The organism is Leptolyngbya sp. NK1-12 (assembly GCF_032598965.1).
Lineage (GTDB): Bacteria > Cyanobacteriota > Cyanobacteriia > Elainellales > Elainellaceae > Elainella.
Genome location: NZ_CP053586.1, coordinates 606,855 through 632,694 on the forward strand (window position 1 = coordinate 606,855; position 25,840 = coordinate 632,694).

The window sequence follows — 25,840 nt, forward strand, 5'->3', positions numbered from 1 at the left end:
TGGCCTACTGATCATCAGTCTTTGATCTATTCTGCCGGTTTCTTCTGTACAGCGCCTATATTCTAAATCCTGATGCAGCAATCATATGTCTACTTACGGCCTAATTGAACGGATAAAAGCCAAACTGCCACCCAGACTATTAAGAATCTATCAGCGCTATTCTCTAGGTGGAAAGCGAGTCACCGTGGGTTATGCCGTAGCGCTGATGCTGCTCGGAGGATTGGGCCTGATTTCGCACCTCAATACGAGCCAACTCAGGCAAAGTGCTCGACAGGTCAACCAAACTCAGGTGGCGGTTCAAAACCTCAACGATCTGTTGCTTGCTCTTTCCGAAGCTGACTACAGCCGCAGGGGCTACTACCTCTACAGCGATACTACAGAACTAGAAACCTACCAAACTGCCGTAGAACCCATCAAGTTGCTGCTGGGCCAACTGCACCAGTCTCTAGGTCCCTTTCCCGATCAGCTAGAGCAATTGGAGCAACTCGAACCGCTCGTGGCTGAATATTTGACGCTGAGTGAACAGGCAATTGCCCAGTTTCAGCAAACTCAAGTGCCCCTGACGGCTCAAGATCCAGTTATCATCCAAATCCGGCAGAAGCAACGCCAAGTGCGGCAGCAAATTATTGCCCTCCGAACTGTGATTGAACAAACTTTACAATCTCAGGTGGAGCGTGCTCAGACAGATTTGCAGTCGCGTCTGTTGATCGAGACTCTAGGGGCTGCCCTGACGCTGCTGATCTTTTCTGGCATCTATCTCTTGCTTTACCGACAGAAGCGACGGCGAGAGTTTGCCGAAATGCAGCGACGCATCATGGCCCATGCCAAAGGGCTGAGTGAAATGAAGCTGCAATTTTTCTCCATGATTTCGCACGAGTTCCGCACCCCACTCAGCCTCATCCTCGGCTCGGCTCAACTGCTGGAGCAAACCCTGCGCCCTCAGCTTGAACCCACAAAGCTGAAACATCTACACCGAATTCAATCCTCGGTCAAAATGATGACCCAACTGCTCACGGATGTGCTGACGATCGCGAGGGCCGACGCAGGCGAACTCGAATGTGATCCGGTTCTAGTAGAAATGCAAACCTTTTGCCTCAACCTGATCGAAGATTTTCAAGCCGTTGCCGAAGGCAAGCGAACCATTCGGTTTGCTCAACGCGGGAGTGCCACCCATGCCAAAATTGATGAACGTTTGGTGTACTCTATCCTCAGCAATTTGCTTTCCAATGCACTGAAATACTCTCCAGCCGAGAGCACCGTTTACTTCACTTTGATCTGTGAACCAGGGGCCGTTAGCTTTGAAGTGAAAGACAAAGGCATCGGAATTTCGCTGGCCGATCAAGAGCTGCTATACGAACCTTTTAAGCGAGGTACGAATGCTGCCACAATCAGCGGCACCGGACTGGGCTTGGCTCTCGTGAAAAAATGCCTTGACCTGCATCAAGGCGAGATTGCGATTGAGAGTGAAGTTGGAGTTGGAACTACGGTAACTGTGACAATTCCACAAGACCAGCTTTAGGATTGCTCAGCTAGCACCAACCCGTTAAAAGCAGCCCAACGTTTCGCGGGTGGCTCGCCCGGTAGTGGGATTAACGCCCTTGGCCGTTTCGCACAATAGCTCCTGCATGTCTTCCCGCAACAGCACCTCTGTGAAATCGGCTCCTTCAATTTCAGCGCCATTGAATTTGGTGTTAAAGGCAAACGCGCCTTCCAAGACGGCATTCTTGAGGTTCGCATTCACAAATCGGGCCGAATCCAGCGTAGTAGAGCTGAGGTCGGCCCCTTCCAAGTTGGCCCCTTCCAAATTGGCTCCAAAAAAACTGACGCCGCGCAAATTGGAGGCACTGAAGTTGGCTCCGCGCAGGTTGGCCTTGGTGAAGCTGTTATCGGTTAAATCCTTGCCGGAAAAGTCGGCATTGACGAGAAACTCCCGATTGTAATCAACCGCGACGGCACTGGGAATGTAAAGCCAACCCCAAGCCAATGTCAGCGCCAGCAGCAGACTACCGAGCCAGGTGCAAACTCGCCGCCAGCAATGCTGCCATTGAATCCAATTCAATCCTTCAGGAATCATGCTAAATCGAGCGAAATGGCTGCCTTATTCAACGCACTGCTACAACGCAGACTCAATGCGCTCTCCAGTGCAAACACTTCACTAATCCTACCTGAAAGGCTGGCGCAGATTGATTTGTTAAGGAATGCTGCTGCCAACAAAAATTTCCCTAAATATCCCCACAAAAAAGCTCCCACACCGTTGTTCACCGCTGGAGAGCTTAAGCACTCATCGAAATATGAGACAGACCAGAGACCAGTTTGTCATCGCTCATCCCACGTACTTGCATCGCTTGGAGACCAGGAGAGCAAATTGACTAAAGTTCCAGTCTTCCTCATCTTTAGAATGGCAGCAAATTACCGTTTTTTTGGTTTAATTTTGTGAACTGCTATGAGCGAACTGCTATGAGCAATGACACGATTTTCGGCAAGATAATCCGCCGCGAGATTCCAGCCGACATTATCTATGAAGACAACCTCTGTCTGGCCTTTCGAGATATTAATCCGCAGGCTCCGGTGCATGTACTAGTGATTCCCAAACAGCCGATTGCTAAACTCTCGGATGCTGAGTCTCAAGACCATGCCTTAATGGGGCATTTGTTACTAACTGTAAAGCGAGTGGCCGAGCAACTTGGGCTAGAGAATGGCTATCGGGTGGTGATCAACACCGGCGAGGATGGCGGCCAAACCGTGTACCACCTGCATTTGCACCTATTGGGCGGCAGAAAGATGACCTGGCCTCCAGGCTAAATGATTGCAAATTGTTAAGGAAATCTTGGGAGTAGTAATAAAGATCCTGACGGTACTTTACAAATCTCAACATATTCCTTAATATTAAAGACATGAGCTGAGGCAACTCGCTCACATACATACATCTCAGTTGTTTATTAAGCACTCATCGGAATTATGACAACAACACTACAGCGGCGCGAAAGCGCCAACCTGTGGGAGCAGTTTTGCAACTGGGTCACCTCCACCGACAACCGCCTCTACATCGGCTGGTTCGGCGTGCTGATGGTCCCCACCCTCTTGACTGCTACCATCTGCTACATCATCGCCTTCATCGCCGCCCCTCCGGTAGACATCGATGGCATCCGCGAACCCGTGGCTGGCTCCTTGATGTATGGCAACAACATCATCTCCGGCGCTGTGGTACCCAGCAGCAATGCGATTGGTCTGCACTTCTACCCGATCTGGGAAGCTGCTTCGCTGGATGAGTGGCTCTACAATGGCGGTCCTTACCAGCTGATTGTGTTCCACTTCCTGATTGGCGTGTTCTGCTACATGGGTCGGGAGTGGGAGTTGAGCTACCGCTTGGGCATGCGGCCTTGGATCTGCGTGGCCTACTCGGCTCCGGTAGCTGCAGCGACTGCAGTATTCCTGATCTACCCGATTGGACAAGGGTCCTTCTCGGATGGCATGCCTCTGGGCATCAGCGGCACCTTCAACTTCATGTTCGTGTTCCAGGCAGAGCACAACATTCTGATGCACCCGTTCCACATGCTGGGTGTGGCTGGTGTGTTCGGTGGTTCGCTGTTCTCGGCGATGCACGGTAGCTTGGTGACGTCGTCGCTGGTGCGTGAGACGACCGAGACCGAGTCGCAGAACTATGGCTACAAGTTTGGTCAAGAGGAAGAGACCTACAACATCGTGGCAGCGCACGGCTACTTTGGGCGGTTGATCTTCCAATATGCCAGCTTCAACAACAGCCGCAGCCTGCACTTCCTCTTGGGAGCGTGGCCGGTAGTGGGCATCTGGTTCACGGCGCTGGGCATCAGCACGATGGCGTTCAACCTGAATGGGTTCAACTTCAACCAGAGTGTGTTGGATAGTCAAGGGCGAGTGGTGAACACGTGGGCGGATGTGCTGAACCGTGCGAACCTGGGGATGGAAGTGATGCATGAGCGGAATGCGCACAACTTCCCGTTGGATTTGGCAGCAGGTGAAGCGACTCCGGTAGCCCTGACGGCTCCTGCTGTCAATGGCTAATTCTGTCTCAGCTTTAGTCTAGACAATGCTTTCCTGAGCACTCCCTGCGGGGGGTGCTTTTTGCATCAATACAGACTTTTTCAGGCTAGTGAAGTATGAAAAACGGGGTGTGGGGGCAGTGCTCCCACACCTCCCATACCTCAAATAAGTGAAAAACGCTGTATCGTTACTAAGGTTAATAAGACTACATTTTTCGATCGATTTCCGATACGCTAGCAATAATGTCGGTTAGTCGCTGAACGAGTCGTTTAACCACGAAATTTAATGGCACAGCGAGTTTGAGGATTTGGTGGGAGTGGAACTATGGAAACGTTAGACACAGCATTGACCTATTTGATCGACATAGTGATGGCGTTGGGCGGCGGCTATATTGGCACCTCGTTAGTGCTTTATTTGGCCGATCGCTGGAATGAGCTAGAGCCCAGACCCAAACTCCAGGAATCCCAAAAGGTGAATATTCCCCTGACGCTGAAGGCGACCAATGCTGTGCCGTTAGAACTGGAGCAGGAATTAGCCGTGGCTATGCCGGTAGAACCGTTGGTAGCTCCAGCACCTGAGCGTCAAGAAATCCGGACCGTTGTACCTGACCAAACCGATTTTGAAGTGCTTGAAGCACCCACCCTACCGAAACCATCGCTGGCTGAAGAATCCGACCTGGAAATGGCGTCCCAACCTGTGACACCGGAAACTCCTTCGTCTGATGAAGCCGCAATTGCAGAATTAGAAGCAGAATTAGAACCAGAGACAGACACCTCTGCATCAGAAACGACTGAATCAGAACTTCACAATCATGAAGATGAGTCTGGAATTGAGGCAATCCCGGCTGAATTAGCTCCAGAAGAGGATTTGGATCGGGATATAGTTCAAGAAACATCTGATTAGAATTCTGATTGAGATTAGCTCTCTATGCGGCTCCCCTATCAACCTGCGCTTCTCCGGCTTCTTCATGGTGCTGCTGCGATCCTGGTCATTTTGGCATTGATTACCGGCTTTTGGGTCTACAACACCTACGACAAACGCTGGGGCAGTCTTGCCCTGCCTACCCTAGAAGATATTCAGGGCATTCACGGCACCATTGCGCTGACGTTTCTCCTGCTGCTTCCCGTTTTTGCCCTATATAGCTTCCGCCTCGGCCAGCGTCGGCTATTGGAAGAGCAATCGCTGCACCAGTTGAAACAAATGAATCGGCCCACTGGGTGGGTAGCCCTACACCGACTCGCAAATACCGTGATGCTGCTAGCCACCACCTTTGCCGTGATCACAGGCCGGATGATGAAAGAAGAATGGCTGCCGGCTGGAGAGATAAATCGCGCTTGGTACCAGGCTCATTTAGTCGCGTGGCTTTGTGTGTTCATCAGTCTGGCCTTGCATGTGCTGCTCGGCGCGAAAGTGGGCGGTGTGCCCTTACTGCTGTCGATGTTTAAATGGAACGTTCGGGATGACGATCAGCCCCGTTCCTGGTTGCGAGGCTTCAAACTTAACCCTGCCAGTTCGCTGCTCAAAGGCATTGAAATCATCGTGTTTGGCGGCATCGGCTTGGCCTTCCTGCTGCCGGTTTTCAACTCCTAGCAATCCGTTCGCAGCTGAGACAGGCGCTGAGACAGGCGCTGAGACAGCAATGGGGCAGCCAGTGGATAGCCAAATCGCCTAGGAATCGATTGGGTCCAAGGTTCAGTTCCAACAAACCTGAAGGCTCAGATTTGGGGGGCTGAAGGAACTGAGGGCGGCTGCACACCATTCTGCCTACTTCCTGTCGAGGTGAACTTCACCTAAGGGTCTATTGGATCAGGTTGGGTGGTTTATTCAGATCTGGTCAGATCTGGTCAGATCTGGTCGGGTGATTGTGCGAAATAGGTAAAGAAATCGTTAGTCGTCAGCCTGGTACAGCATGGATGCGATCGCTACAGTGAAAGGGTGTAGAAATCGCCTGAAACTGCCCTAGATGAATCGCACTATCGTCTGGTTTCGTCGAGATTTGCGGATTGCTGACCACGCCCCTCTGTATCGAGCGGCTCGCCGGGGTGCAGTTATTCCTGTATTTGTGCTGGATCGAGCCTTGTTGCACCATCCAGAAACGGCACCAGCTAGGGTGGCCTTTATGCTGGAATGTTTGCATTGTCTGGATCAAGATTTGCGGGAGCGGGGAGGCCGCCTGATTATTCGCTTTGGGGATCCGGTCGAGGTGTTGCCACAACTCATCCGGGAAACCCAAGCCGACGGAATTTACGCCTACATCGACTATGAACGCATCTATGGCCGCGTCCGCGATGCCCGCCTGCATCGAGTGCTGGCCGAGCAGCAGATGCAAATTCGCTGGTTTGAGCCAACCGCAGGTACCCCTGAGCTGATGCTGTATCCTCGGTACCGCGACTTCTGGTACCAAGAGATGCAAACCGATCTGACGCCTACACCGACTCGGATCGAAGTCCCACCAGACATTGCCAGTGAGTCGATTCCAACCTTAACCGAACTGGGACTGATTCCAGACAATAAACCCCTGCCACCTGCAGGAACCAATGCCGCTCGCCAACTGCTAGCCGAATTTCTAGATCAAAACATCGATCGCTATTACTGGCAGCTTTCCTATCCGGGAGCAGAAGCCACAACCGGCATTAGTCCCCACATCAAGTTCGGCGCGATTTCGGTGCGGGAATGCGTCCAAACGGCCCAGGGTTGGGAATTAAGCAACCCCAAAGCCGAGCGCAGCCGCAAACAGTTGATTTCCCGCCTCCGCTGGGGGAGCGGCTTTGCCCAACGCTTTCGCTATCTGCCGCAGCTCGAATTGCGCTCGCTTTACACGGTGTTTGACCAAGAAGGCTGGGAGATAAACGAAGGGCTGTACGAGGCGTGGCAACAGGGACAAACTGGCTTTCCGATTGTGGATGCCGCTGCTCGATGCCTTCAGGCGACCGGCGGCTGGAAGCAGCTCAACTTTCGCACACGGGCTATCTATGCTAGTTTTCTCAGCAACCTGCTTGGCATGGACTGGCGCTTGGGGGCGCTCCACTTTATGCGCCATCTAATCGACGGAGACTGTCCAATTGATCACTACCAATGGGCAATGCAGGCAGGCGTCACCCACTGCGTCGATAAATCCTGGACGCGGATCTATAACCCAGAGCAGGTCGCTGTGGATCGGTGTGATCCAGACGGCCAATTTATCAAACGCTGGGTACCCGAAGTCGCCGATTTACCACCAGAATTGCTCGGCAGCCCGCCCCGCGTATCGAATTACCCGGCCCCGATCTTGAACTACCGGCAAGCCCGACAGCGTCGTGTTAAGCAGCTAGAGCAACAGCGGCAGAGCTTTCGCCAGCAGCAGAACATCCTGCCCTACATTGCCCGTATGCCAGACTCCTGGGCACCCTTTGGCAGCGAGCGGTTTGCCAGCGAAATTGGCTGGGCACTCTCACCCCATCTAGACCTGTTTCCAGCAGCCATTGATCTAGACCAGCTAGACCTCGAAGCGGCAAAAATGCTGCGCACCTGGTTCGTGGCTCATGTGGAGATCAAACCTCATCCAGCGACCAAGCGGCAATCGAGACGTAGACACAAAAAGCAGGCGGATGGGTTTATTCAGTTGAGTTTGTTGTCTTAACTCCTTGGCTCACTGATCAACTCTCCCTCCATGTCAAGATCCCTTGAGAAAGTAACAAAACTTATACCGACTCTCAGCTTCTGCCCCGTAATCTTCTATGATCTGCTCTGTAAGGCTGGTGGGAAGGCTACACATTTTTTAACAAACGCCGTGTAGGATCCCGAAACATTCTAAGTTAGAAACTAGCCGGTTGACCCTGGGCAGTCGTTCTGGTGGAGCCTTCACCAAAGAGTGCTCGCTGAGAATCAAGCTGAGAATCACTTGGAGAATTACCCTCTAGCTCTCAGTTTGTGTGCAGCGGAGCGATCTGATGAGGCGGCTCCTTGGGCAGGTCTAAATGCAATCACTATTTAAGGAGCTTTTGAAATCCAATGAGTCTTAAAGCGAGTGGTGGAAGCTCTGTCGCGCGTCCGCAGCTATATCAAACCGTACCCGTCGCAACTATTTCCCAAGCTGAGCAGCAAGACCGTTTTCCCGGGCGGGGAGAGCTGAGCGAGCTATCCAGCTACTTTAGTTCTGGTCTGAGGCGTCTAGCAATTGCCCAAACTCTGACTCAAAACTCGGAGCTGATTGTTTCTCGTGCTGCCAACCGGATCTTTGTCGGCGGTTCGCCCATGGCCTTCCTTGAGAGACCCCAGGAAGAAGCTCCTATGCTCGTCCCCGCAGGTGGCGCTACGGCTGATACTAGCGAGGCCATGAAGTTGGGCACAGCAACCTATGTTTCTACGGGTGGCGGCTTTTTGGAGGGGCTGCGTTCCCTGTTTAGCGCCAGCGGCGGTGGTCCTGTGCCAGCTGGCTTCCGTCCGATTAACGTGGCCCGCTATGGTCCCCGCAACATGCAGAAATCACTGCGTGACCTGAGCTGGTTTCTCCGCTACACGACCTATGCGATTGTGGCGGGCGATCCCAACATCCTGGTGGTGAACGTGCGTGGGCTGCGGGAAATCATCGAGAATGCCTGCTCTGGCGAAGCCACGATTGTAGCGCTGCAAGAAATGCGGGCTGCGTCGCTCAACTACTTCCGCCAAGACCTGGAAGCTGCGGAAATTGTTAACCAGTACTTTGAAGTGCTGCTGAACGAGTTCCGGGCACCGACGCCCGCCAACAAACTGCGGCAACGGCCATCCATGGATGTACAGGGTCTGGAATTGCCCCAGATCTATTTCAGTGCCGCGGAGCGCCGACCCAAGTTTGTGATGAAGCCTGGTTTGTCGGCAACGGAAAAGAATGATGTCGTCAAGGCGGCCTATCGGCAGGTATTCGAGCGGGACATTACTCGCGCCTATTCGCTGTCTGTCTCCGATCTGGAGTCGAAGGTGAAAAACGGCGACATCTCGATGAAGGAATTCATCCGCCGCTTGGGCAAATCGCCCTTGTACCGCAAGAACTTCTACGAACCCTACTGCAACAGCCGGGTAGTAGAACTGGCCTTCCGGCACTTCCTGGGTCGCGGTCCTAGCTCGCAGGAAGAGTTCTCGCGCTACTTCGATATTGTCACCAAGGGTGGTCTGTCCAAGCTGGTTGATGCCCTGGTCGATTCGAGCGAATACTCGGATTACTTTGGCGAAGAAACGGTTCCCTACCTGCGCGGTCTGGGCCAAGAGGCACAAGAGTGCCGCAACTGGGGTCCCCAAATCGACCTGTTTAACTACAGTGCACCGTTCCGCAAGGTGCCCCACTTCATCACCACCTTTGCCCGCTACAATCAGCCACTGCCCGATCAGCATGTGTATGGCTCTGGCAACGATCCGCTGGAAATTCAGTTTGGGGCGATCTTCCCGAAAGAAACCCGCAATCCCAGCGCCAGTCCGGCCTTCTTCAACAAGGATACTCGCCGCATCCTGATCGCACGCGGTCCGGGCATCAACAACCAGGTCAGCAATCCTGGTGCCCGTGGTGTGGCTCCTGGTTCCCTTGGTCCAAAGGTGTTCAAGCTGGATCAGCTGCCTAGCTTTACGGGACTGCCAGCCAATACCGGTTTGTTCAGCACCAGCCGGTTCTCCGGTTCCGATACCCGCGGCGTTAGCACCAAGTTTTCGGAAAGCTCGACCCAAGCGGTGATCCGGGCAACTTATCTGCAAGTGTTTGGGCGGGAGGTGTATTCCGGTCAGCGGCAGACGGTGGCCGAAATCAAGCTGGAGAACGGCGAAATCACCGTGCGCGAGTTTGTCCGAGCGCTGGCCAAATCGGATGTGTTCCGTAAGATGTACTGGACGCCGCTCTATGTGGTGAAGGCAATTGAGTACATCCACCGGCGGCTGCTCGGTCGTCCTACCTACGGTCGGCAGGAGATCAATGCCTACTTCGATCTGGCGGCCAAGAAAGGCTTCTATGCCGTGGTGGATGCGATTATCGACAGCATGGAGTACAGCCAAACCTTTGGCGAAGATACGGTGCCCTATGAGCGCTATCTGACTCCGGGCGGTGTGGCGCTGCGCACGAACCGGATTGGCAGCATTGTTGACAAGAGCAGCAAGGTTGAAGTTGCAGAAACCCCGCGCTTTATGGAGCTGGGGATGGTGACGGAAAGCCGCACAACGCCAGATGTGGAATTCCGCGTCAACCAAGGTGTCAACCGCAAGCGCGAGCAGACCAAGATCTTCAAGCTGACAACGTTGGCCCCCACCGACGTGAAGAACGTGACCCGCGCTGCCTACCGGCAGATCTTCGAGCGTGACATTGAACCCTACATCATCACAAACGAGTTCAGCGCCCTCGAAAGTAAGCTGGCGAATGGCGAAATCACTGTGAAGGAGTTCATTGAAGGATTGGGCACGTCTAGCCTCTACATCAAAGAGTTCTACACGCCCTATCCGAACACCAAGGTGATTGAACTGGGCACCAAGCACTTTCTGGGACGGGCACCGCAGGATCAGGCAGAGATTCGCAAGTACAACCAAATCCTGGCATCTCAAGGCTTGGAGGCGTTTATTCGCGCCATGACCGGTACGCCAGAATATGCCCAGTACTTCGGTGAGGATACGGTGCCTTACCGGCGCTTCCCCACCCTGCCAGCGGCCAACTTCCCGAACACCAACCGGCTGTACAACCAGTTGACCAAGCAGAACAAAGATGTGGTCGTTCCCAGCTTTGAACCTGTGAAGTCGCGCATGGACATCAGCAAAATGCCGTTGATGAGCCAAGCCCTGGCAGATGCAAAAAAGCCGAATGAGCTGGTTGAATTGGGTCGTTCTTCCAGCTCGCCCCTTGCCCTTGACCTACGCCGTAAACCTTGCCGCATCCATCGTCTGCTGCCCTACAGCAGCCAGTCTGAAAAGCAACAGGTGCTTCATGCCCTCTATGCTCAGGTGATGGATGAGGTGGGTGATGTGATTCCCGACGAGGTACGCTGCCTCGATGTAGAAGCCAAATTCTACGGCGGCGACCTCTCGGTACGGGACTGTGTGAAAGCGTTGGCGACTTCGGCGGTCTATGCCCGACGCTACTACACCCCCTACCCCAGCGCTAAGGTGGTCGAGTTGCTATTCCGCCACCTGTTGGGACGCCTCCCGTCTAGCTCAGAGGTGGATCAGTATGAGCGGTTGCTGGCCTCAGGTGGCCTCAATGCAGCGGTTACTGTCCTCGTGGACAGTGCCGAATACGCCCGCTACTTCGGAGATGATGTGGTGCCCTACAAGCGCGAAGCCTAAAACCAGGAACGGTATTTGCCCTCCTGACTGCATTTAAGACCAATTAAATCTGGTGGTTCTCCCTCAGCTTCCTCAGGAGGTTGGGGGAGTTTTCATATGTTTTTACTTTGATATAAGTTGTTAGGGTTGTGTAGTTTGGATCTGAGGTTTTTCCCTTTGGTCTGCCTCGGCCACGTTTTTGCTCTTTCTGCTCTGCCATGTAACACCCTGAAACTCGTTGGGGTCAGAATGTCAGAATGTCAGATTACTGAAATGGTGAATTATCAGTATTTTGGCTAATCAAATTTTTAGAAAATCAGTGATCTAAAAAGCTGATTAAACTTTTTATCGCATTGGGCACTTTGAGGTTGTACTGGACAGCAATTCGACGATGAGTGCACTATTTGTTCTAACCTTGCTGGCCTCAGTGCCAGCGTTTGTTCTGGGACTGGTTAACCCCAAGTGGGTATTGCCTGGGGTGAAAGCGCCGACCCGGAAGCTGGCAGCGGGTATCTATAGCGGCAGCTTCTTTGGCAGTTTGATTTCGTTATTCGTTTCTTTGGCCGTTAGCAACCCACCAGAGTCAGTGGCAGAGCAGCCAGTGGTAGAGCCAGTGGCCTCGCCTCAAGCGGCCCCGGCTGCCAAACCCGATTGGAAAACCTACCTTCCTTCACCCGATGCCGAACTGCGAGCCAAATATGAGGCAGATCCCTATCTAAAGGGCTGGCTCTCGACTCAAGATGTGTGGATTGGGCGCAGCACCGAGGAGGATCTGCTAAAGAGTGGTTTCTTTGTCAATGCTCAATGGCGACACAATGGCATTGGCACAGAGCCAGAGGGCACTACTCGTGGCTCCTGCTCTGCGCTCGACTTTGAGGATGGGTTTATCTGCGGTGTGGGTGCGTTTGGCTCACCTAGCTGGGGCGTGCAAGACGAGACGACCATTCGCGCCTTTCAGCAGTACATGAACTGAGTGTATTTGGAGAAAACTGAGGTGATCAGCAAAGCCGCCGATCTGCTAAAGAAAGGCGGCCTTTTTGTAGCTTTTGGAATCAATCTAGAGTGCCCAAATCCGCAACGGTTGCGGGAATTAAGTCTGTATCTTCTGCTTTGTGTCGGATTGGTTTGCAATCGGAATGTCAATCCAACCTTTAAGATGATTTTTCACAGGAACCAACAATTTGCGGCGATGTTGATAGGGTACCTCGCCCTCAAAGTGAAGACGACCTAGAACAATGCCTGGATGCCGTCCCTGGTTTTTCGCAAAGCTCTCAATTTTCGACTCTGCAAAGTAAGGTTTAGTGTGTTCAACAAATTCTTTAAACGCGACTGGCTCAAGCAACCAATCCCGTGCTTGCCGATTAGCGGCTTGTTCATCTTCGTTGACATCTCCTTCATCAAGGTTGTCTAAGATAATGCCTTCATGCCCTAGAACAATATGAGCAAGTTCGTGCATCAGGGTGAACCAAAACGAATCAATGCGGTTATGCCGCAAAGTTAACGCAATCGTTGGCTGGTTGGGCTTGTTATCGAGATAAAAGGCGGCTCCGTCAATATAAGTCTTGGGTAGATGCGGCACGATCACAAAACGAATGCCCTGCTCTAACAAAAACGCGGGGACTTTGTCCACATCTCTAGCCTTAGCGCTGTAGTGCAACAGACAGGGGATGGCTTGAGTGAGTTGCTTGCAATCGTAGGGTGCAACAGGTTGTTGTTTCGCCAAATGTTCTACACGCTTGAGCCAAGCGATTTGAGCATTCGCTTCAGGTTGGCGGCTAGAAGTGTAGCGAAAATTGATCCCGATCTGCTTGGGATGCTGGTCTAGAGATGGAATACCCAGAAAACGACAGACCTCCTGCTCTAACTCCTCAGTTGATTTTGTGGCTGCCATCCAGTTTCGTTTGATCAGCTCTGGAATTGGCAGTAACTGATAAATCTGACTGCGGCGACCGATCTGCTGGTTAAATCGGTCCTTGTGAGCTAGATGCAACCGATAATTGTTTTCGAGGTTCAGCCAAAATTGCGGAGAAGTTTCAAAAACCTCGGCTAGCTGAATGGCAGTTTCTGGAGTGATTTGTTTAACTCCTTTAACGATTTCATTGATTGTTTGGACAGGACGCTGCATGATTTCTGCTAGGTCTTTTTGCGTCCAGCCACGAGCTTCAAGTTCTTCAATCAAAATGTCTCCAGGTGGACAAACTTCTGCTGGTACAAGCTGCTGACTCACGCTTTCCTCCCTTTTCGCCCGATGATGGCGGCGACCCTTCAAGGCTCTGTCTTTCGTCTGAGACATTAGACTCATAAGCCCACAATCACCCAATACCAATGGCAATTGTTGAATTCCACTTGCCAATTTAGCGGTTGACTCGGTCGCTGCATTGGGCTAGTGGTAGTCTACGATCTCTACAATCAGCAGATAGTTCCTTTATGCCTCCTCTCTGATTTCTAGAATCAGACGATATTGGTCATTTAATCGCATAGAATATTGCCCCTCCCGATCACCACAAAGCTTTTCAAACCTTCGGCTCTTGAGTGCAATAAAGTCTTGCACATCGGTAGCAGACGCGATGATTGTCATGACCCGAAAGAAGCTGCTCACGACTCCTTCGGGATAACGCTTTGCGCCCTTTTTAGAGGTGAACAGTGCTTCTAGTTTTTTAGATTTGAAGCGATAGTCCAAGACCGTTCTCCCACTACGTAATCGGGATGACAGATCATAATAACTGATTCGGTCTTGGGGTGAATCGCTGAATTCAATTTCAGAATTATTTGTGCTAAATATCTGTATCAAAGCGATACTTTTTGACTTATTTAACGCGATGTACAACTAATTTTTGAAAAGAAAGTCCCACAGGCAATACTAGAAATACAACTCTTCTAGTTCGAGGTGGGACATATGTTTTCTATGAGGGTTCGATTTCTTCTATGGGTACACCCAATGCCTCGGCTACCTGCTCTGCACTCAAGCCCATTGCGAGTAAACGGCTAATGGCATTTCGCTGTGTCTGCTCTGCCTCTTGCCGTATCTGCTCTACCTCGTGCTGCATCTGCGCTAATTTAGCTTCGGCTTGTGCGGCCCGTTCGCTACCAATTAATAAAAGATTTCCTGCGGTATCCCACCAGCGCAGCCAGAGCCGAGTTTGGTTCTGGTAGCTGCCGTACCATACGCCCAATTCTACTCCCAGCGGTGTGATCGGGTAGCGGCCTTGGGCAGTGGCGACCATCGGCTGGTAAGCGCCATCAACCAAGTGATAAACCTCCAGGTTGCCGGTGTTCACCTCAAAAATGCCGTAAAAGGGAATCCGAATGATTCGCTCATAAACCCAAAACTTTCCAGGTTTGCGACTAGGTTGATCGATCCGCAGCGGCGTGCGGTCCCGTTCTTCCGAGCCATTGCCGCTGGCAAACTCCAAAGCAACCAACGGTGCAATGAATTCTCGCCACAGTACATAAGAACGCCGAAACTGTCCATCGATTGTGGCCGGTACATCCGCGACATAAAACCAGTCAGGTGCTTCAGCTCCTTTCTCAGGCGGATCGGTTTCGCGCCAGTAGATGCCGCAGTCTTGACCAATCACATAATCCCCGTTGGGGTGAAGCCGCTCTAAAACCGGGCCAAGCGAATCCGTTAACAGTAAACTTTGAGGATGCTCCTGAAAATTCTTCACAAACGTACCATCCGACTCTGGAAGCTGCGTGTGGTCGGGAAAGGGAGTGATAACAACCGGCTCCAGACTTTGGGTCACAGGCTAATTCCCCTCAAGCGCTTGCCTCTATTCTGGCAGAATTACCGCTGGTCAAATTAGCCTAAGCTAGGGAAGGACGTTTGCCCACTGAACCTATGCCCTGGATTCCGTTACAACAACGGCTACATCAATTGCCTTTAATCTTGGCCGGACCGATTCTGCGTCGAACGGAATCCACGAGTGTGACGGTTTGGCTGGCTCTGCGCCGAGCTTGCCGGGTAACGCTACGGATTTATGCCACCGAATACGGCAATGGCCTGGTGATTGGGTCTACCGTTGTGACCGGGGAACGGTCCACCATCGCGCTGGGCAAGCATTTGCATGTGGTCGCGGTTACGGCTCAGCCAGACGCGAATCAACCGCTGCAATCGGGGCAGATTTACGCCTATGACTTGAGCTTTCAAGCCGATCCAGACCGCGAACCGCTTACCCTCCAGCAAGCCCTCAACACCGAGCATAAGCCAGCAGTACCGATTAGCTATTTCGAGCATCAGTTGCCCACCTTTCTGCTGCCACCGCAAGACATCAACGAACTAAAGCTAATTCACGGCTCTTGTCGCAAAACCCACGGAGGCGGCATTGATGCCCTACCAATTGTGGATGACCTGCTCGAACAGTCGGCTCGCTTTCCGCAGCAACGCCCGCATCAGCTCTTTTTTACCGGCGACCAAATTTACGGCGACGATGTGGCCGATCCCTGGCTGTTTGCCCTCACCGATGCGGGGGATACCCTGCTGGGCTGGGAAGAAGAACTGCCGATTTATCCCACTCCCAATCCTACGATTCCGCCTCTGAAAGCCAAACACCTGCCGCCGGGAGAACGCACCAGCGTGGCCGAAAATTTGGCGGGCTTCACGGCTGGCTTGTACAACAAACCAGATCACACCAACAGCCATCTGCTCAGTTTGGGTGAATACAGCACTGCCTATCTGTTTGCCTGGTCGCCTGTGCTGTGGAATGAAGTGCCTGAAGGTCACGAACGGTATCGGGATGCCAAACGCATTCGCATCTGGGACCAGGAAGTAGCGACGCTGCGAGCCTTTTGGCATTCGCTCTGGAAAGTACGCCGCGCTATTGCCAATATTCCCACCTACATGATCTTTGACGATCACGACATCAGCGACGACTGGTATCTTAACCAAACTTGGTGTTTGCGAGTGCTGGGCAAACCGCTAGGCAGACGTGCCGTCCAAAACGGGCTGTTGGCCTATGCCATTGCTCAAGCCTGGGGCAATACGCCGGAACAGTTCGCACCCGGCACCAGAGGTGAACAATTGCTGCTAGCCGCTCAAGCTTGGTCTGTCTCGCAGGGGACCGATCAATCCGCTGCTGCCACGCTTGCTCGCTTGCTGGGTATCCCCGATTTAGACCGCTCCGGCCAACCCAAATTCAGGCGTGATCGGCAGGTTTGGATTCTCGATCACCACCCCGATGCGTTGCAGTGGCACTACACGATTCGCAGCGATTGCCATGAAGTTGTCGTACTCGACACCCGCACCTGGCGCGGCTACCCGATTGCAGAAGACAATACTGCTCCGCCGATGCTGCTCTGCCCCTCCGCCTTTGATCAGCAGATCCGCGCCCCATTGCAGCAATCCCAAGCGCATAATCTCCAAACCCTCGTGATCGCGCCAACGAATTTGATTCACCTGCGAATTATCGACTGGGCGCAACAGTGGAGTTTACGCAACGGTAAAGTATTTAGTTTTGACGTGGGCGATGCTTGGAATCTGCATAAAGAGGCATTGTCAGAACTGTTAGCAGCCCTGTTTGAAACCCGCGATCGGGTGGTGGTTCTGTCCGGCGATATTCACTATGGCTTTGCGGCGCGGCTCAGCTACTGGACCCGTCATCCTGAAGAGAAAACCAAAGCGCAGGTGCTAGTGCAGCTCACGGCCAGCGCCTTCAAAAATGCCGAATTCAAAACTCAAATCATTCAAACCAAACTCAAGTCAATTGCCCCTGAGCCACCGCAAGAATGGGTAGGCTGGAACCACACGCCCGAACTGTGGGAGCTGCAATCAATCTCCGGTTTAGTGCGATGGCTGAAACTACGGCCAGTACCGCCGCCCCTGATTCGACAGTTGCACCCCACAAGCGGCAACCCCATCGTGAATTGGACGATTGCCGCCCGCGATTCCCATTCCTTGCCCGACTGGCACTACCGGATCGAATGGATCAAACGCCAATCGGCTCACTATCCTGCTTGGGGCAAGAATTTGGCATGGCTGAAGCTCGGAAAGTTTCGTAAAACAGGTGGCTCGCCCCTATTGGCTGCGCTGCGCTGGCTTTGGTGTAATCGCTGGCTACAAGAAGGCGAAGAAGTGGTGGGAGAAAGTAACCTGGGAGTTGTGCAATTTCGTGACTTTACGGAACAAAATCCCTACCCCACGGTTTATCAAGACCTCTACTGGTGCCCACCTTGGCGGCCCAATAGTATCGTCAACAGCCGGTTTGATGCCATGCTAGCGCCCGAATCGGCAGCGATGCCATTTCCACTCTTACCCAAATCGCTACGTCGATAACTTCGATATTCAATTATCTATACTTTTACATTCATTGACATATTGCTGGGTATGTTCTGATACTTCAACGGATTGAGAGGGAGCAACATAATGTCCTAGTTGGATTAATCCATTCAGGTTATCCCACTCGACCCAGGCTTCAACAATACGGCCTGCTTCCAAGCGATAGATGGCAAGATAGGTGGCTGTCATTCGTTTTCCAGAAGCAGGGAACAGTCCCATCGGCCCAGTTTGGGTGCCAGTAAACCGCTGACGAGCCGCCACTTTTTGCCCTTCTGCAATCAAGTCTTCGATGGTTTCGTGAGCGTCAGGAAAGATGGTGAATTCGTTAGACAAAAATTTAATCAGATCCTCACGGCTCTTGATTCCGGGCTGGCCAGCCGCCGAGCTATGCCGAACAAAGTCAGGAGTCACGACCTGAGCCAGTTTTTCCCAGTCTTGATGATTGATTGCCGCAACAAATTCTCGAATAATTCTTTTATTCTCTGCGGCTTGCTTGCAAGCATCCAATTCCGAGTACATTGCCATCTAGGCCGAAAAACATATAGCTTATCCTACAGCGTTTTATCACTCATGTGAGGTATAAGGGGTGTGGGGCGAAGTCCCCACGCAGGGGCACTGCCCCTGCACCCCGTTTTTCGCATCTTCACTAGCCTGAAAAAGGCTGTATCTCTTTCACCATTAGAACGGCATTGCCTGAGTAGTGGATTAACGGATGCGGCACGATTGGCTCACGCGCAACTTCGTGATAGCCCAGACGTTCATACAGCCGCTTAGCAGCAACGTTCTGCTCAAAAACAATCAGGCTCAATTTGGTCAAGCCTTTGGCAACAGCGTCAACTTCTGCCTTCCGCATCAACTGAGTGCCAATGCCACGATTGCGATAGTCTGGAAACAGGGCAATGCCACAGATGTAATAGCTATTGTTTTCTTCGAGCTTGCTGTAGGGGACTAGTACCGGATCATCTTCTGGTTCTGCCGTCTCATCGACAATCATGGGAAATGCAACTACCATTCCGGCAATTGTTTCTGCATCATCCTGGCTTAGCGTTGCCAAGGTACAATTTTGATAGCTAAATAGGGAGTTCTCCCGTTCATAGCGTCGTTGTCCTACATCCAAAATGTTTTCACCCGGCTGAGCCAATTTTGTCCAAATATAATCCGCAACTCCATCGGAAGAAATGCTGTAGAGAGACGCGATTACTCGACAATCTGATTTTTGAGCAGGGCGAAATTGGATTTTCATGTTAGCTGCAAGATTCATAGAATCATACTTCTCCTAAAGCATATGCTTAATAACGTTCGTCAGAATGAGCAGTTATCCTTTTGATCGGATAGAGCCAACTTGCCAGGATGCCATAGATACAGAATTCCACTAGTCCTGAGACAAACCACTTCATCACTAAAGATGCAGGTAACGGATACAGTATATATTGATTCAAATTCACTAGAAATCCTGCAAGAACGGCAAAGAATAAACCATGAGCTATGCCTTCGCGCAATGTGCCGTGTTGAGCTGTATACGCATAGCTCCAAACAAACAGGAAAGCCAATCCAGCAGTTAAGAGAAGTGCTAATCCCATGTTGCGTTCAGCGGCGGGCCGAGCCACGTTCACTAGGGCAGCATTCGCATCTTGGAGAACCACAGCGTGAATTAGCCCATTCCAAAGCAGAGCAACGATAAAGATGGCAACAGAGGTTGTTATCAGCCGTATGTAATTCATGGCTACTCCTAGCCTAGCTGTCCAGAAGTGATTGAAAGAGTTGAGGAATACCTCAGAGATCACAAAACCCGTAACTCAGGCTTGATCGGCACCGGATGAGCTAAATTCCACAGGTTAGGAGAGGCAGCCATGGTTGCCTCATAGACCTGCTGAAATTGTTCCGGGGTAGCGTTTCCCTTGACGTTTAATTGCCAACTCAAATCTTGATAACCGGCTGAAATGGTTTCATCTAATCCAAAGAAACCACGCAGATCAAGTTTGCCGATGCTGGTGATTTCTACTTTTTCTAGTTTGATGCCCTGCATTGAGCACAAATTAACAAACGTTGCCATCAGGCAAGCATTCAAAGCCGACAATAGCACTTCCTGCGGATTGGGTCCCATATTGGTCCCTCCCCATTCTTCCGGCTCGTCGATCGTCAAAGTAAAGTCACGCGCATAGGATTGGCCCGCCCACTCAAAGGACTTGATCTGGGTTTGCGAGCGGGTTCCATCAACCCAAGCTGTAGTTGCTTGAAACGCCAATTGACCTTGATTAGCATCTTGTGCAACGGAATCGATCAGCTCCTGTAATGCACTGGGCACAACGCCGTTAATGGATTGTTCATTGATAGATTGCTGCTGAATACTCATGATCAAACTCCTTGATTAATAGAAATAAAACAATTGAACTGAAATCATTTGGTTGAGGGGCACGAATACGGTGACGCAATTTTTTATCAGCACTTACTTTAGGAAAACTGGGCTGCAATTGCTGAGATTTTGGCAAATCCTTCTCTGCTTAACGCTTGTACGCTTTCGACAAAATTGGGATGCGTCATGCCAGCGCCGAGGAATACCTTTTGGTAAGATTTTTCCTGAATCTGCTGAATTTCGTGGCGTGCAGTTGCGGTTAAGTTCCGTCCGATGGCCTGCTCCAGGCTGATCAGATCAAGCTGTACCTGGGTTTTCAACCCTTCATTCAGGTACTGAACAATTGCAATGTAATCATCCACTGCTGCTGCAATGGATGCTGCATCTAGAGTGCGCGCTAACTCCTGCACCATGAGTGCATCTAAACGAGCATGTTGGGCTTCTTCTTGCCAATGGTGTTTCAGCAAACTGCAAAACTGCGGGTCGAGTGGTTCGCCTTGATGATTCCGCACGCTATCCAAAAAATGCCGCTGCGTCATCCATTCGATATGCAGGGTGACTAATGCCACTCCCAACGGGCTATGCTGTAGAACAAAATCCGCAATTGCTGACGCGGGTCCAATTACCTCACAGCGATGCCCAAACCCGGCTGCAAATGCCGCTGCAAACTGACGAAACAGATGAATGTGCTTGCTCTCTTCCTCAGCAAAACCGAGGTAAGCCTGGGTCGCTTCAATGTTGACACAGCCAATAGATTGCACATGCTCCACGACCAAAGGCAGAATAAACTCCTCAACCAAACCAAATAGATGCAGATAGCTATTACCTCGGATATGATTCAGAGCTAATTGCTCATCGGCTGTTAGGCAAGTAATGGCGCGGGTGTGGGCCAGTGCTTCCGGCAAAAAAGGTTTGCTAAAATCTAACGGTTTATCAGCACCGAGCAAATCCTCTACCCGCCAGTTGATCTTGGCTGCATCCTTCAGAATGTCTGCATAGCTATGCTTCGCTATTACTGTCGCTGTCATAATTCTCCTGTAACCATATACTGACTTGCAATCAGAAAAATCAGAAACGTTTTTGTATACGGGCCTATAAAAGAGTCAGTACTGGGTTGACCAGCGATGCCCAGGCAATCGGCAGACAAGCTTGACAGATTGCTTCGACATGGCGGTGATCGGTACCACAACAGCCGCCTAGTACCGTCAGATGGGGGAATCGGTTGCGCAACGCTCGATACTGACTGCCGAGTTCGTTTGGGTTGCCGTCGTCTAGGGTTTCCGACTCGTTGAGTTCGGCATGGCTTTTGGTGGATGCATTGGCGCGCAGGCCACGAATTCTTTCAGTCCAAGCTTCACCCGGTACTAGCGTAGTAGCGAAATGGGTGGGATGGGCACAGTTGATCATGTAGTAGGCCGGGAACTGGTTCGTGGCTTGTTCCACCTGTTCAATCGCTGCCTTTAAGGTCTGCCCAGTGGGTAATTTGCCATCGGTTTCTACGGTAAAGGAAATGACGACGGGCATACCAACCGATTGAGCAGCACGGGCAATGCCAATCGCTTCTTCTACATAATTCATGGTAATCGCCGTCACGAGGTCAGCGTCGGCATCCCGGAATGTTTCAATTTGGGGGCGGTGATACTCTGCGGCAGCTTCTACGGTCATGGCTTCTGCGGGAATATAACCATCCCCACGAGGACCAAGGCAACCACTAATCACCATCCGACTCTGCTCGGTTTCGTAGTCCTGGCGAATTTCATGCAAAAGGGCAATGGCCTTACGGTTCATCTCGGCTAGGGCAGTGCTGGAGTAGCCTAGTTTTGTACCCCAATCTGGGTTAGCTCGCCAGGTTGCACTCTCTAAAATCAACCCCACTTGATAGTTTCTAGCCAAGCTAGCATAGGTGCGAAAGTAAGTTTTCAACGCTTGATAACCGCCCTCATGCCTCAACAAATCGAAGGCGGCGAAATCAGGTAAATCCAAACCTTCGCGAAAGATCAGCGTCGTTTCAATTCCACCGTCTGTGAGAAATAGATCGCTCGATAATTGGGGCAGATTATTTCTGTATTGCAACATGGTCGTTCTCCTGCGATGCAGCTTTACGTATCTGCACCTACGGTAACGACAGCAGCGATCCGAAACCGTTCCGAAACCGATCCACCGCCGGGAGCAGAGCCAACCAAGTAAGTAGCGAGGCAAAATTACTCATCAAACGTAGAGCAGGCATCCAAATTGCTGGCGGACAAGATGTCCGCACTACGGGTTTACCGACTCAGGGTTATACATTTTTATACATTTATAGGTATTGAATCAACAGAACTCATGGCTCTGATTGTTCAATCGCCTGAGCTACAAGCTGCAAATTTTCGGAGGATAGTTCGCAGCCAGGGATAGCCGGGTTGGGGTCGGGAGCTATTCCACAACCAGGTTCGGTTGTTGGTCCCCAATTTGAATATTGAACTGATCTCCCCGCGGCGATCTCAACAAAGGGACTAATAGAGCCTAAATTTCCACGCATCATTTCAAAATAGGTGAAAACTGCCAGTGCACAGTCTTGATAATAGGTGATGCCAGCAAGTCGGTTGTTTCCTAAATCCATAGTTTCAACCAGCTTGACAGGGACCTCTACCCCACAGGCTTTATTATGATTTGTAGTAAAAACAGTAGGTTTATCCTCAAACGGCCCATCATGTACAACTGCAAACTGCGCTAATTCTGAGGCAGTCATTCCTTGACGAGAAGAGGCTTGATTGGAGGAGTCGTTAGAAGCGGTTGTTACAACTCCACAACTGCTGATGATTAAACCAATCAGTAAGATAGAGAGCTTAAGCATTGTCATTGCCTCCTTAATTTTCGATGCCTTGCTATCTTAATTAACGAGCTGAGAATTCTTGTGTTCTACCTTTCAACCACTCTTCGTTCAAAATCTTATGACTCAAAGCTCTCATAGTCACTTTGAGTCACAGTTACTGTTTAAGCTTTGTTTAACCTCTTCAGTTACAACCTTGTAGCTGATGGTTGTCTTTCAATTATGTACTAACCCGTCAAGCATCAATTTATAAGTTACATTACAAAGACGATTCTGAGGTGTTAGGCTGATAGACTGTCAAATCGCTTGCTTGCGGCAGTTTTAGAGGTATTGGCGATAGCTTGCCGTCAGGTATAGCGGCTTCTCGCAGAGTCACTGCTGCGACACAAACGATGACGCACCCTACACTATTTATGGTAGGCTGATTCCCTACTCGAAATGTTCCCCTCTATGCATTTTCCTGCTTCAAACTCATTTTGGCTTCCGCGTTTCAATCAAACCCGCAAACTAAAGCGGTTTGGGTTACAGACTCTGTTAGGATTTGTCTGCACTATATCCCTCCCCCTTCCTGGCAAAGCGGCAGAAACCGTCCATTTTAGCTATGGCCTGTTTGAGCGCTCGGTTGCGGTTACTTCCCTCGAAGCCTATGCCAAAGATGGCACCGTTCATCCCGATCTCGCCTTTTTCCTGGGGTTTCTCACACCCGAAGTGCGGGAAGAGTTCCGCACAGCCCTCAGAACCTCCCATCAGCTCAGCCCGGTCGTGGTTTCCCAAAGCTTTTATGAACCAATGGGAGAAAAAGCGCTAGGCTATGTGGGCAACCTGATCCAAACCGGCAAACGCCAAAACGGTCTACATGCCTTGCGATCGGCCCTGATTTTGGCAGCAGCTCAACCCGGCGGTTTTACCCTGATCGATGTATTGCGACAGTTTCCAACTCAGGATATGCGGATTGACCTGCGAGTAGCGCTGAATGCATTACGACAGGGCGAAGCGTTTTTTCAGGAAACGAACGCGGTAATTACCGGAATTGAGCAACTAGCCCGGCAGAGTGAATCGGCATCAGCGATTGAACCGACAGATATTCCAGATCTCCGTCAACCTGGAGGCGTTCAATTTTCCAAACAAACTCTGATTCTAGAAGACAAACGCCGCAATCGCACCTATCCGGTTGATCTGTACTTACCACAAACCTCTAGTTCGGTTCCAGCCTCAGTACCAGTGATTGTGTTATCCCATGGGTTGGGATCGAGTCGAGCCGATTTTGCTGATGTTGCTGAACATATTGCCAGCTATGGCTTTGCCGTTGCTCTGCCCGAACATATTGGCAGCAATCATGATTTGCAGCAGGCGGTTTTAGCTGGAAGAGCTTCTGAGGTATTCCACGTCAGGGAATTTATCGACCGTCCGCTAGATATTAGTTTTTTACTCGACCAGCTAGAGCAGCGCAATCAATCCGAGTGGCAGGGACGCTTAAATCTAGAGCAAGTTGCCGCCGCTGGCCATTCGTTTGGGGGCTATACGGTCTTGGTCTTAGGGGGAGCAACTGTCGATTTTGCCCATCTCCGCCAAGATTGCCAGCAAGATAGTTTTATTGATTTTCTCAATCCTTCTCTGCTGTTGCAATGCCGAGCGCTAGAGCTAGAATCTTCTTCCACGGCAGTCCAGCAGCTCACCCAGGGATTGCAAGATGAGCGGGTGAGTTTCATCATTGCCTTCAACCCAGTAAACGCCAGCATTTTTGGGCCGCAGGGGTTAAGCCGAGTACAAATTCCGGTCGTTATTGGCGCGAGTGGTTATGATCCGGCTGCCCCGATTGTGCCGGAACAAGCCCATTCCTTTACCTGGCTGACCGCTCCTCAAAAATATTTGCTGTTAGCCAGAGGCGGAGCGCATATCCCTCAGTTGACGGCTATGATCAATCGGATTCTGTCTCCATCGCTGGACCCCCAACAGCTTGAAGAAGAGATTACGCTGTTTCGCAGCAATGTCAGAGCGTTACTGCTAGCATTCTTGCAGCTCTATCTGGCAGATCGAACCGAATATGAGCGGTATCTAGAGCCATTCAACATCCAAACATTAGGTGATCCACCCTTTCAGTTCAGTTTAATTCGTTCGCTCAGTACAGACCAATTAACGCAGATGTTAGAAAAATAATAGAGAAGATTGAAGTATTAACTCTTCCCAAAACCAATCGCCCCCTACCCGACCTGCCAGAATTTCAGCAACAGCTTGAACCAACAAGTACTCGCTTTACGCTGTGGCAAGCTGTGGGGCAAACCCTCGCGATTATTTCAAGCCAGTGGCGTAGTGGGGCAACTCAGGCACGGGGTTTTGTTAATCGCGTCCAGGCAGAATCGACAGCTTGTTTCAGCCGTTGTTCAGTGCGGCTCAAGCTCTGCTGAACAGCATTCCATTTGTCTTGTAAAAATTCAGTGGCTTCTTGCAGCGCATTTTTGTCATGTCGTCCAGATGTGGCTAGTTCATCGTGGACTTCTTTGATCTTGACGCGCACGACCTCAGGCTTATCGTTAGGAGAAACAAGAGATTTGAGGCGATCGCCCATTTTTTTAACCAATGTTTTGACCTGTTGTGATTTTTCACTTAAAAAGCCTTTCAACCCCTCTGATTCACTCTTGAGGCGGCTCGTTGCATCTTCTTTAATCACAATCACGTCTGCATCAATTACCTCTACATCCTCGGGAAACAGGACTGCCCGCCCGCCAAACGGTGCGGCAACAGTACCACCAAGGATATACGCCGCAATGTCACCGGTTTCCCAATCAAACAAAAAGTCTTCCACCCAACCGATTGGCTCAGCAATAGATGGGGATTGCACTGCCATACGATATAGGCGTCGCAGTGCCGTTGGCGGTTCCGTTGCCAGATCAGAAATTGCCAGATCAGAATAGGTGAGGACGGCATCGGAACCAATCATGGAAACTTGTTCAAAGGGAATAAAGCCAGCAGTGCTAGCGAAGTAAACGACCCGGCCATCTGCATCAACCCATACCTCTTCTACACCACCCATACGAGTTGCAGTACTGCTATCCATTGCCATTAAACCAACCATCTGACTACGGCGAACAATGTTCAACATGACTCAATCCTCCGTAAGTGAACGGAAACTGCATAA

23 protein-coding genes are annotated in these 25,840 nt (G+C 51.1%); 11 read left to right on the forward strand and 12 right to left on the reverse strand.

Features of this window, described 5'->3' with window-relative positions; translation table 11 throughout:
• The first annotated feature begins 85 nt into the window (after positions 1-85).
• A complete protein-coding gene (locus HJG54_RS02100; protein WP_316433080.1) occupies positions 86-1,519 on the forward strand; it encodes a sensor histidine kinase in 1,434 nt (477 codons plus the stop codon).
• A 24-nt stretch (positions 1,520-1,543) separates the two neighbouring features.
• Here HJG54_RS02100 and HJG54_RS02105 read toward each other — a convergent pair whose 3' ends face one another.
• Positions 1,544-2,074 (reverse strand): pentapeptide repeat-containing protein, encoded by a 531-nt coding sequence (locus HJG54_RS02105; RefSeq protein ID WP_316433081.1) that lies wholly within the window; start codon positions 2,072-2,074, stop codon positions 1,544-1,546.
• Positions 2,075-2,089: 15 nt separating this feature from the next.
• Between HJG54_RS02105 and HJG54_RS02110 the strand changes: the two genes are divergently transcribed.
• The 8 genes from HJG54_RS02110 (at position 2,090) to HJG54_RS02145 (ending at position 12,241) form a co-directional block, all read left to right on the forward strand.
• Positions 2,090-2,437 (forward strand): hypothetical protein, encoded by a 348-nt coding sequence (locus HJG54_RS02110; protein WP_316433082.1) that lies wholly within the window; start codon positions 2,090-2,092, stop codon positions 2,435-2,437.
• 20 nt (positions 2,438-2,457) lie between these two features.
• Positions 2,458-2,802, forward strand: coding sequence for a histidine triad nucleotide-binding protein (locus HJG54_RS02115; RefSeq protein ID WP_036007912.1), 345 nt, complete (start codon positions 2,458-2,460; stop codon positions 2,800-2,802).
• Between the two features lie 156 nt (positions 2,803-2,958).
• Positions 2,959-4,041 carry a photosystem II q(b) protein gene (gene psbA / locus HJG54_RS02120; protein WP_316433084.1) on the forward strand — a complete coding sequence of 361 codons (1,083 nt, stop codon included), beginning with the start codon at positions 2,959-2,961 and terminating at the stop codon, positions 4,039-4,041.
• Positions 4,042-4,344: 303 nt separating this feature from the next.
• A complete protein-coding gene (locus HJG54_RS02125; RefSeq protein WP_316433085.1) occupies positions 4,345-4,923 on the forward strand; it encodes a hypothetical protein in 579 nt (192 codons plus the stop codon).
• Between the two features lie 24 nt (positions 4,924-4,947).
• Positions 4,948-5,610 (forward strand): cytochrome b/b6 domain-containing protein, encoded by a 663-nt coding sequence (locus tag HJG54_RS02130; protein WP_316433086.1) that lies wholly within the window; start codon positions 4,948-4,950, stop codon positions 5,608-5,610.
• A gap of 373 nt (positions 5,611-5,983) precedes the next feature.
• Entirely contained in the window at positions 5,984-7,639 is a 1,656-nt protein-coding gene (locus HJG54_RS02135; RefSeq protein ID WP_316433087.1) for a deoxyribodipyrimidine photo-lyase, read from the forward strand.
• Positions 7,640-8,010: 371 nt separating this feature from the next.
• Positions 8,011-11,289: a phycobilisome rod-core linker polypeptide gene (locus HJG54_RS02140; protein WP_316433088.1), complete on the forward strand. Its 3,279-nt coding sequence runs from the start codon at positions 8,011-8,013 to the stop codon at positions 11,287-11,289.
• A 370-nt stretch (positions 11,290-11,659) separates the two neighbouring features.
• A complete protein-coding gene (locus tag HJG54_RS02145; RefSeq protein WP_316433089.1) occupies positions 11,660-12,241 on the forward strand; it encodes a hypothetical protein in 582 nt (193 codons plus the stop codon).
• Between the two features lie 117 nt (positions 12,242-12,358).
• Here HJG54_RS02145 and HJG54_RS02150 read toward each other — a convergent pair whose 3' ends face one another.
• The 3 genes from HJG54_RS02150 to HJG54_RS02160 form a co-directional block, all read right to left on the reverse strand.
• On the reverse strand, positions 12,359-13,495 hold the full coding sequence (locus HJG54_RS02150; RefSeq protein ID WP_316433090.1) for a HigA family addiction module antitoxin: 1,137 nt from the start codon (positions 13,493-13,495) through the stop codon (positions 12,359-12,361).
• 198 nt (positions 13,496-13,693) lie between these two features.
• Positions 13,694-13,948 carry a type II toxin-antitoxin system RelE/ParE family toxin gene (locus tag HJG54_RS02155; protein ID WP_316433091.1) on the reverse strand — a complete coding sequence of 85 codons (255 nt, stop codon included), beginning with the start codon at positions 13,946-13,948 and terminating at the stop codon, positions 13,694-13,696.
• 223 nt (positions 13,949-14,171) lie between these two features.
• Positions 14,172-15,014, reverse strand: a complete 843-nt coding sequence (locus HJG54_RS02160; protein ID WP_316433092.1) for a Uma2 family endonuclease — start codon at positions 15,012-15,014, stop codon at positions 14,172-14,174.
• An 80-nt stretch (positions 15,015-15,094) separates the two neighbouring features.
• Between HJG54_RS02160 and HJG54_RS02165 the strand changes: the two genes are divergently transcribed.
• Positions 15,095-17,539, forward strand: coding sequence for a PhoD-like phosphatase (locus tag HJG54_RS02165; protein WP_316433093.1), 2,445 nt, complete (start codon positions 15,095-15,097; stop codon positions 17,537-17,539).
• A 9-nt stretch (positions 17,540-17,548) separates the two neighbouring features.
• Here the strand turns inward: HJG54_RS02165 and HJG54_RS02170 are convergent, their stop codons facing one another.
• From HJG54_RS02170 to HJG54_RS02200, 7 genes are all read right to left on the reverse strand, one after another.
• Complete coding sequence (locus HJG54_RS02170; protein ID WP_316433094.1) at positions 17,549-18,067, reverse strand: ester cyclase; 519 nt, start codon at positions 18,065-18,067, stop codon at positions 17,549-17,551.
• A gap of 121 nt (positions 18,068-18,188) precedes the next feature.
• Entirely contained in the window at positions 18,189-18,785 is a 597-nt protein-coding gene (locus HJG54_RS02175) for a GNAT family N-acetyltransferase (protein WP_316433095.1), read from the reverse strand.
• Positions 18,786-18,831: 46 nt separating this feature from the next.
• On the reverse strand, positions 18,832-19,263 hold the full coding sequence (locus tag HJG54_RS02180; RefSeq protein WP_316433096.1) for a hypothetical protein: 432 nt from the start codon (positions 19,261-19,263) through the stop codon (positions 18,832-18,834).
• 59 nt (positions 19,264-19,322) lie between these two features.
• Positions 19,323-19,895 carry an OsmC family protein gene (locus tag HJG54_RS02185; protein ID WP_316433098.1) on the reverse strand — a complete coding sequence of 191 codons (573 nt, stop codon included), beginning with the start codon at positions 19,893-19,895 and terminating at the stop codon, positions 19,323-19,325.
• 98 nt (positions 19,896-19,993) lie between these two features.
• Entirely contained in the window at positions 19,994-20,923 is a 930-nt protein-coding gene (locus HJG54_RS02190) for a hypothetical protein (RefSeq protein WP_316433100.1), read from the reverse strand.
• A 64-nt stretch (positions 20,924-20,987) separates the two neighbouring features.
• Positions 20,988-21,971, reverse strand: coding sequence for a homocysteine S-methyltransferase family protein (locus HJG54_RS02195; RefSeq protein WP_316433101.1), 984 nt, complete (start codon positions 21,969-21,971; stop codon positions 20,988-20,990).
• A gap of 244 nt (positions 21,972-22,215) precedes the next feature.
• Positions 22,216-22,728 carry a hypothetical protein gene (locus HJG54_RS02200; RefSeq protein ID WP_316433102.1) on the reverse strand — a complete coding sequence of 171 codons (513 nt, stop codon included), beginning with the start codon at positions 22,726-22,728 and terminating at the stop codon, positions 22,216-22,218.
• A 426-nt stretch (positions 22,729-23,154) separates the two neighbouring features.
• Between HJG54_RS02200 and HJG54_RS02205 the strand changes: the two genes are divergently transcribed.
• A complete protein-coding gene (locus HJG54_RS02205) occupies positions 23,155-24,861 on the forward strand; it encodes an alpha/beta hydrolase (protein WP_316433104.1) in 1,707 nt (568 codons plus the stop codon).
• A 163-nt stretch (positions 24,862-25,024) separates the two neighbouring features.
• On the opposite strand, the gene HJG54_RS02210 is transcribed toward HJG54_RS02205, so the two are convergent.
• Entirely contained in the window at positions 25,025-25,804 is a 780-nt protein-coding gene (locus HJG54_RS02210; RefSeq protein WP_316433105.1) for a PRC-barrel domain-containing protein, read from the reverse strand.
• Positions 25,805-25,840 lie beyond the last annotated feature (36 nt).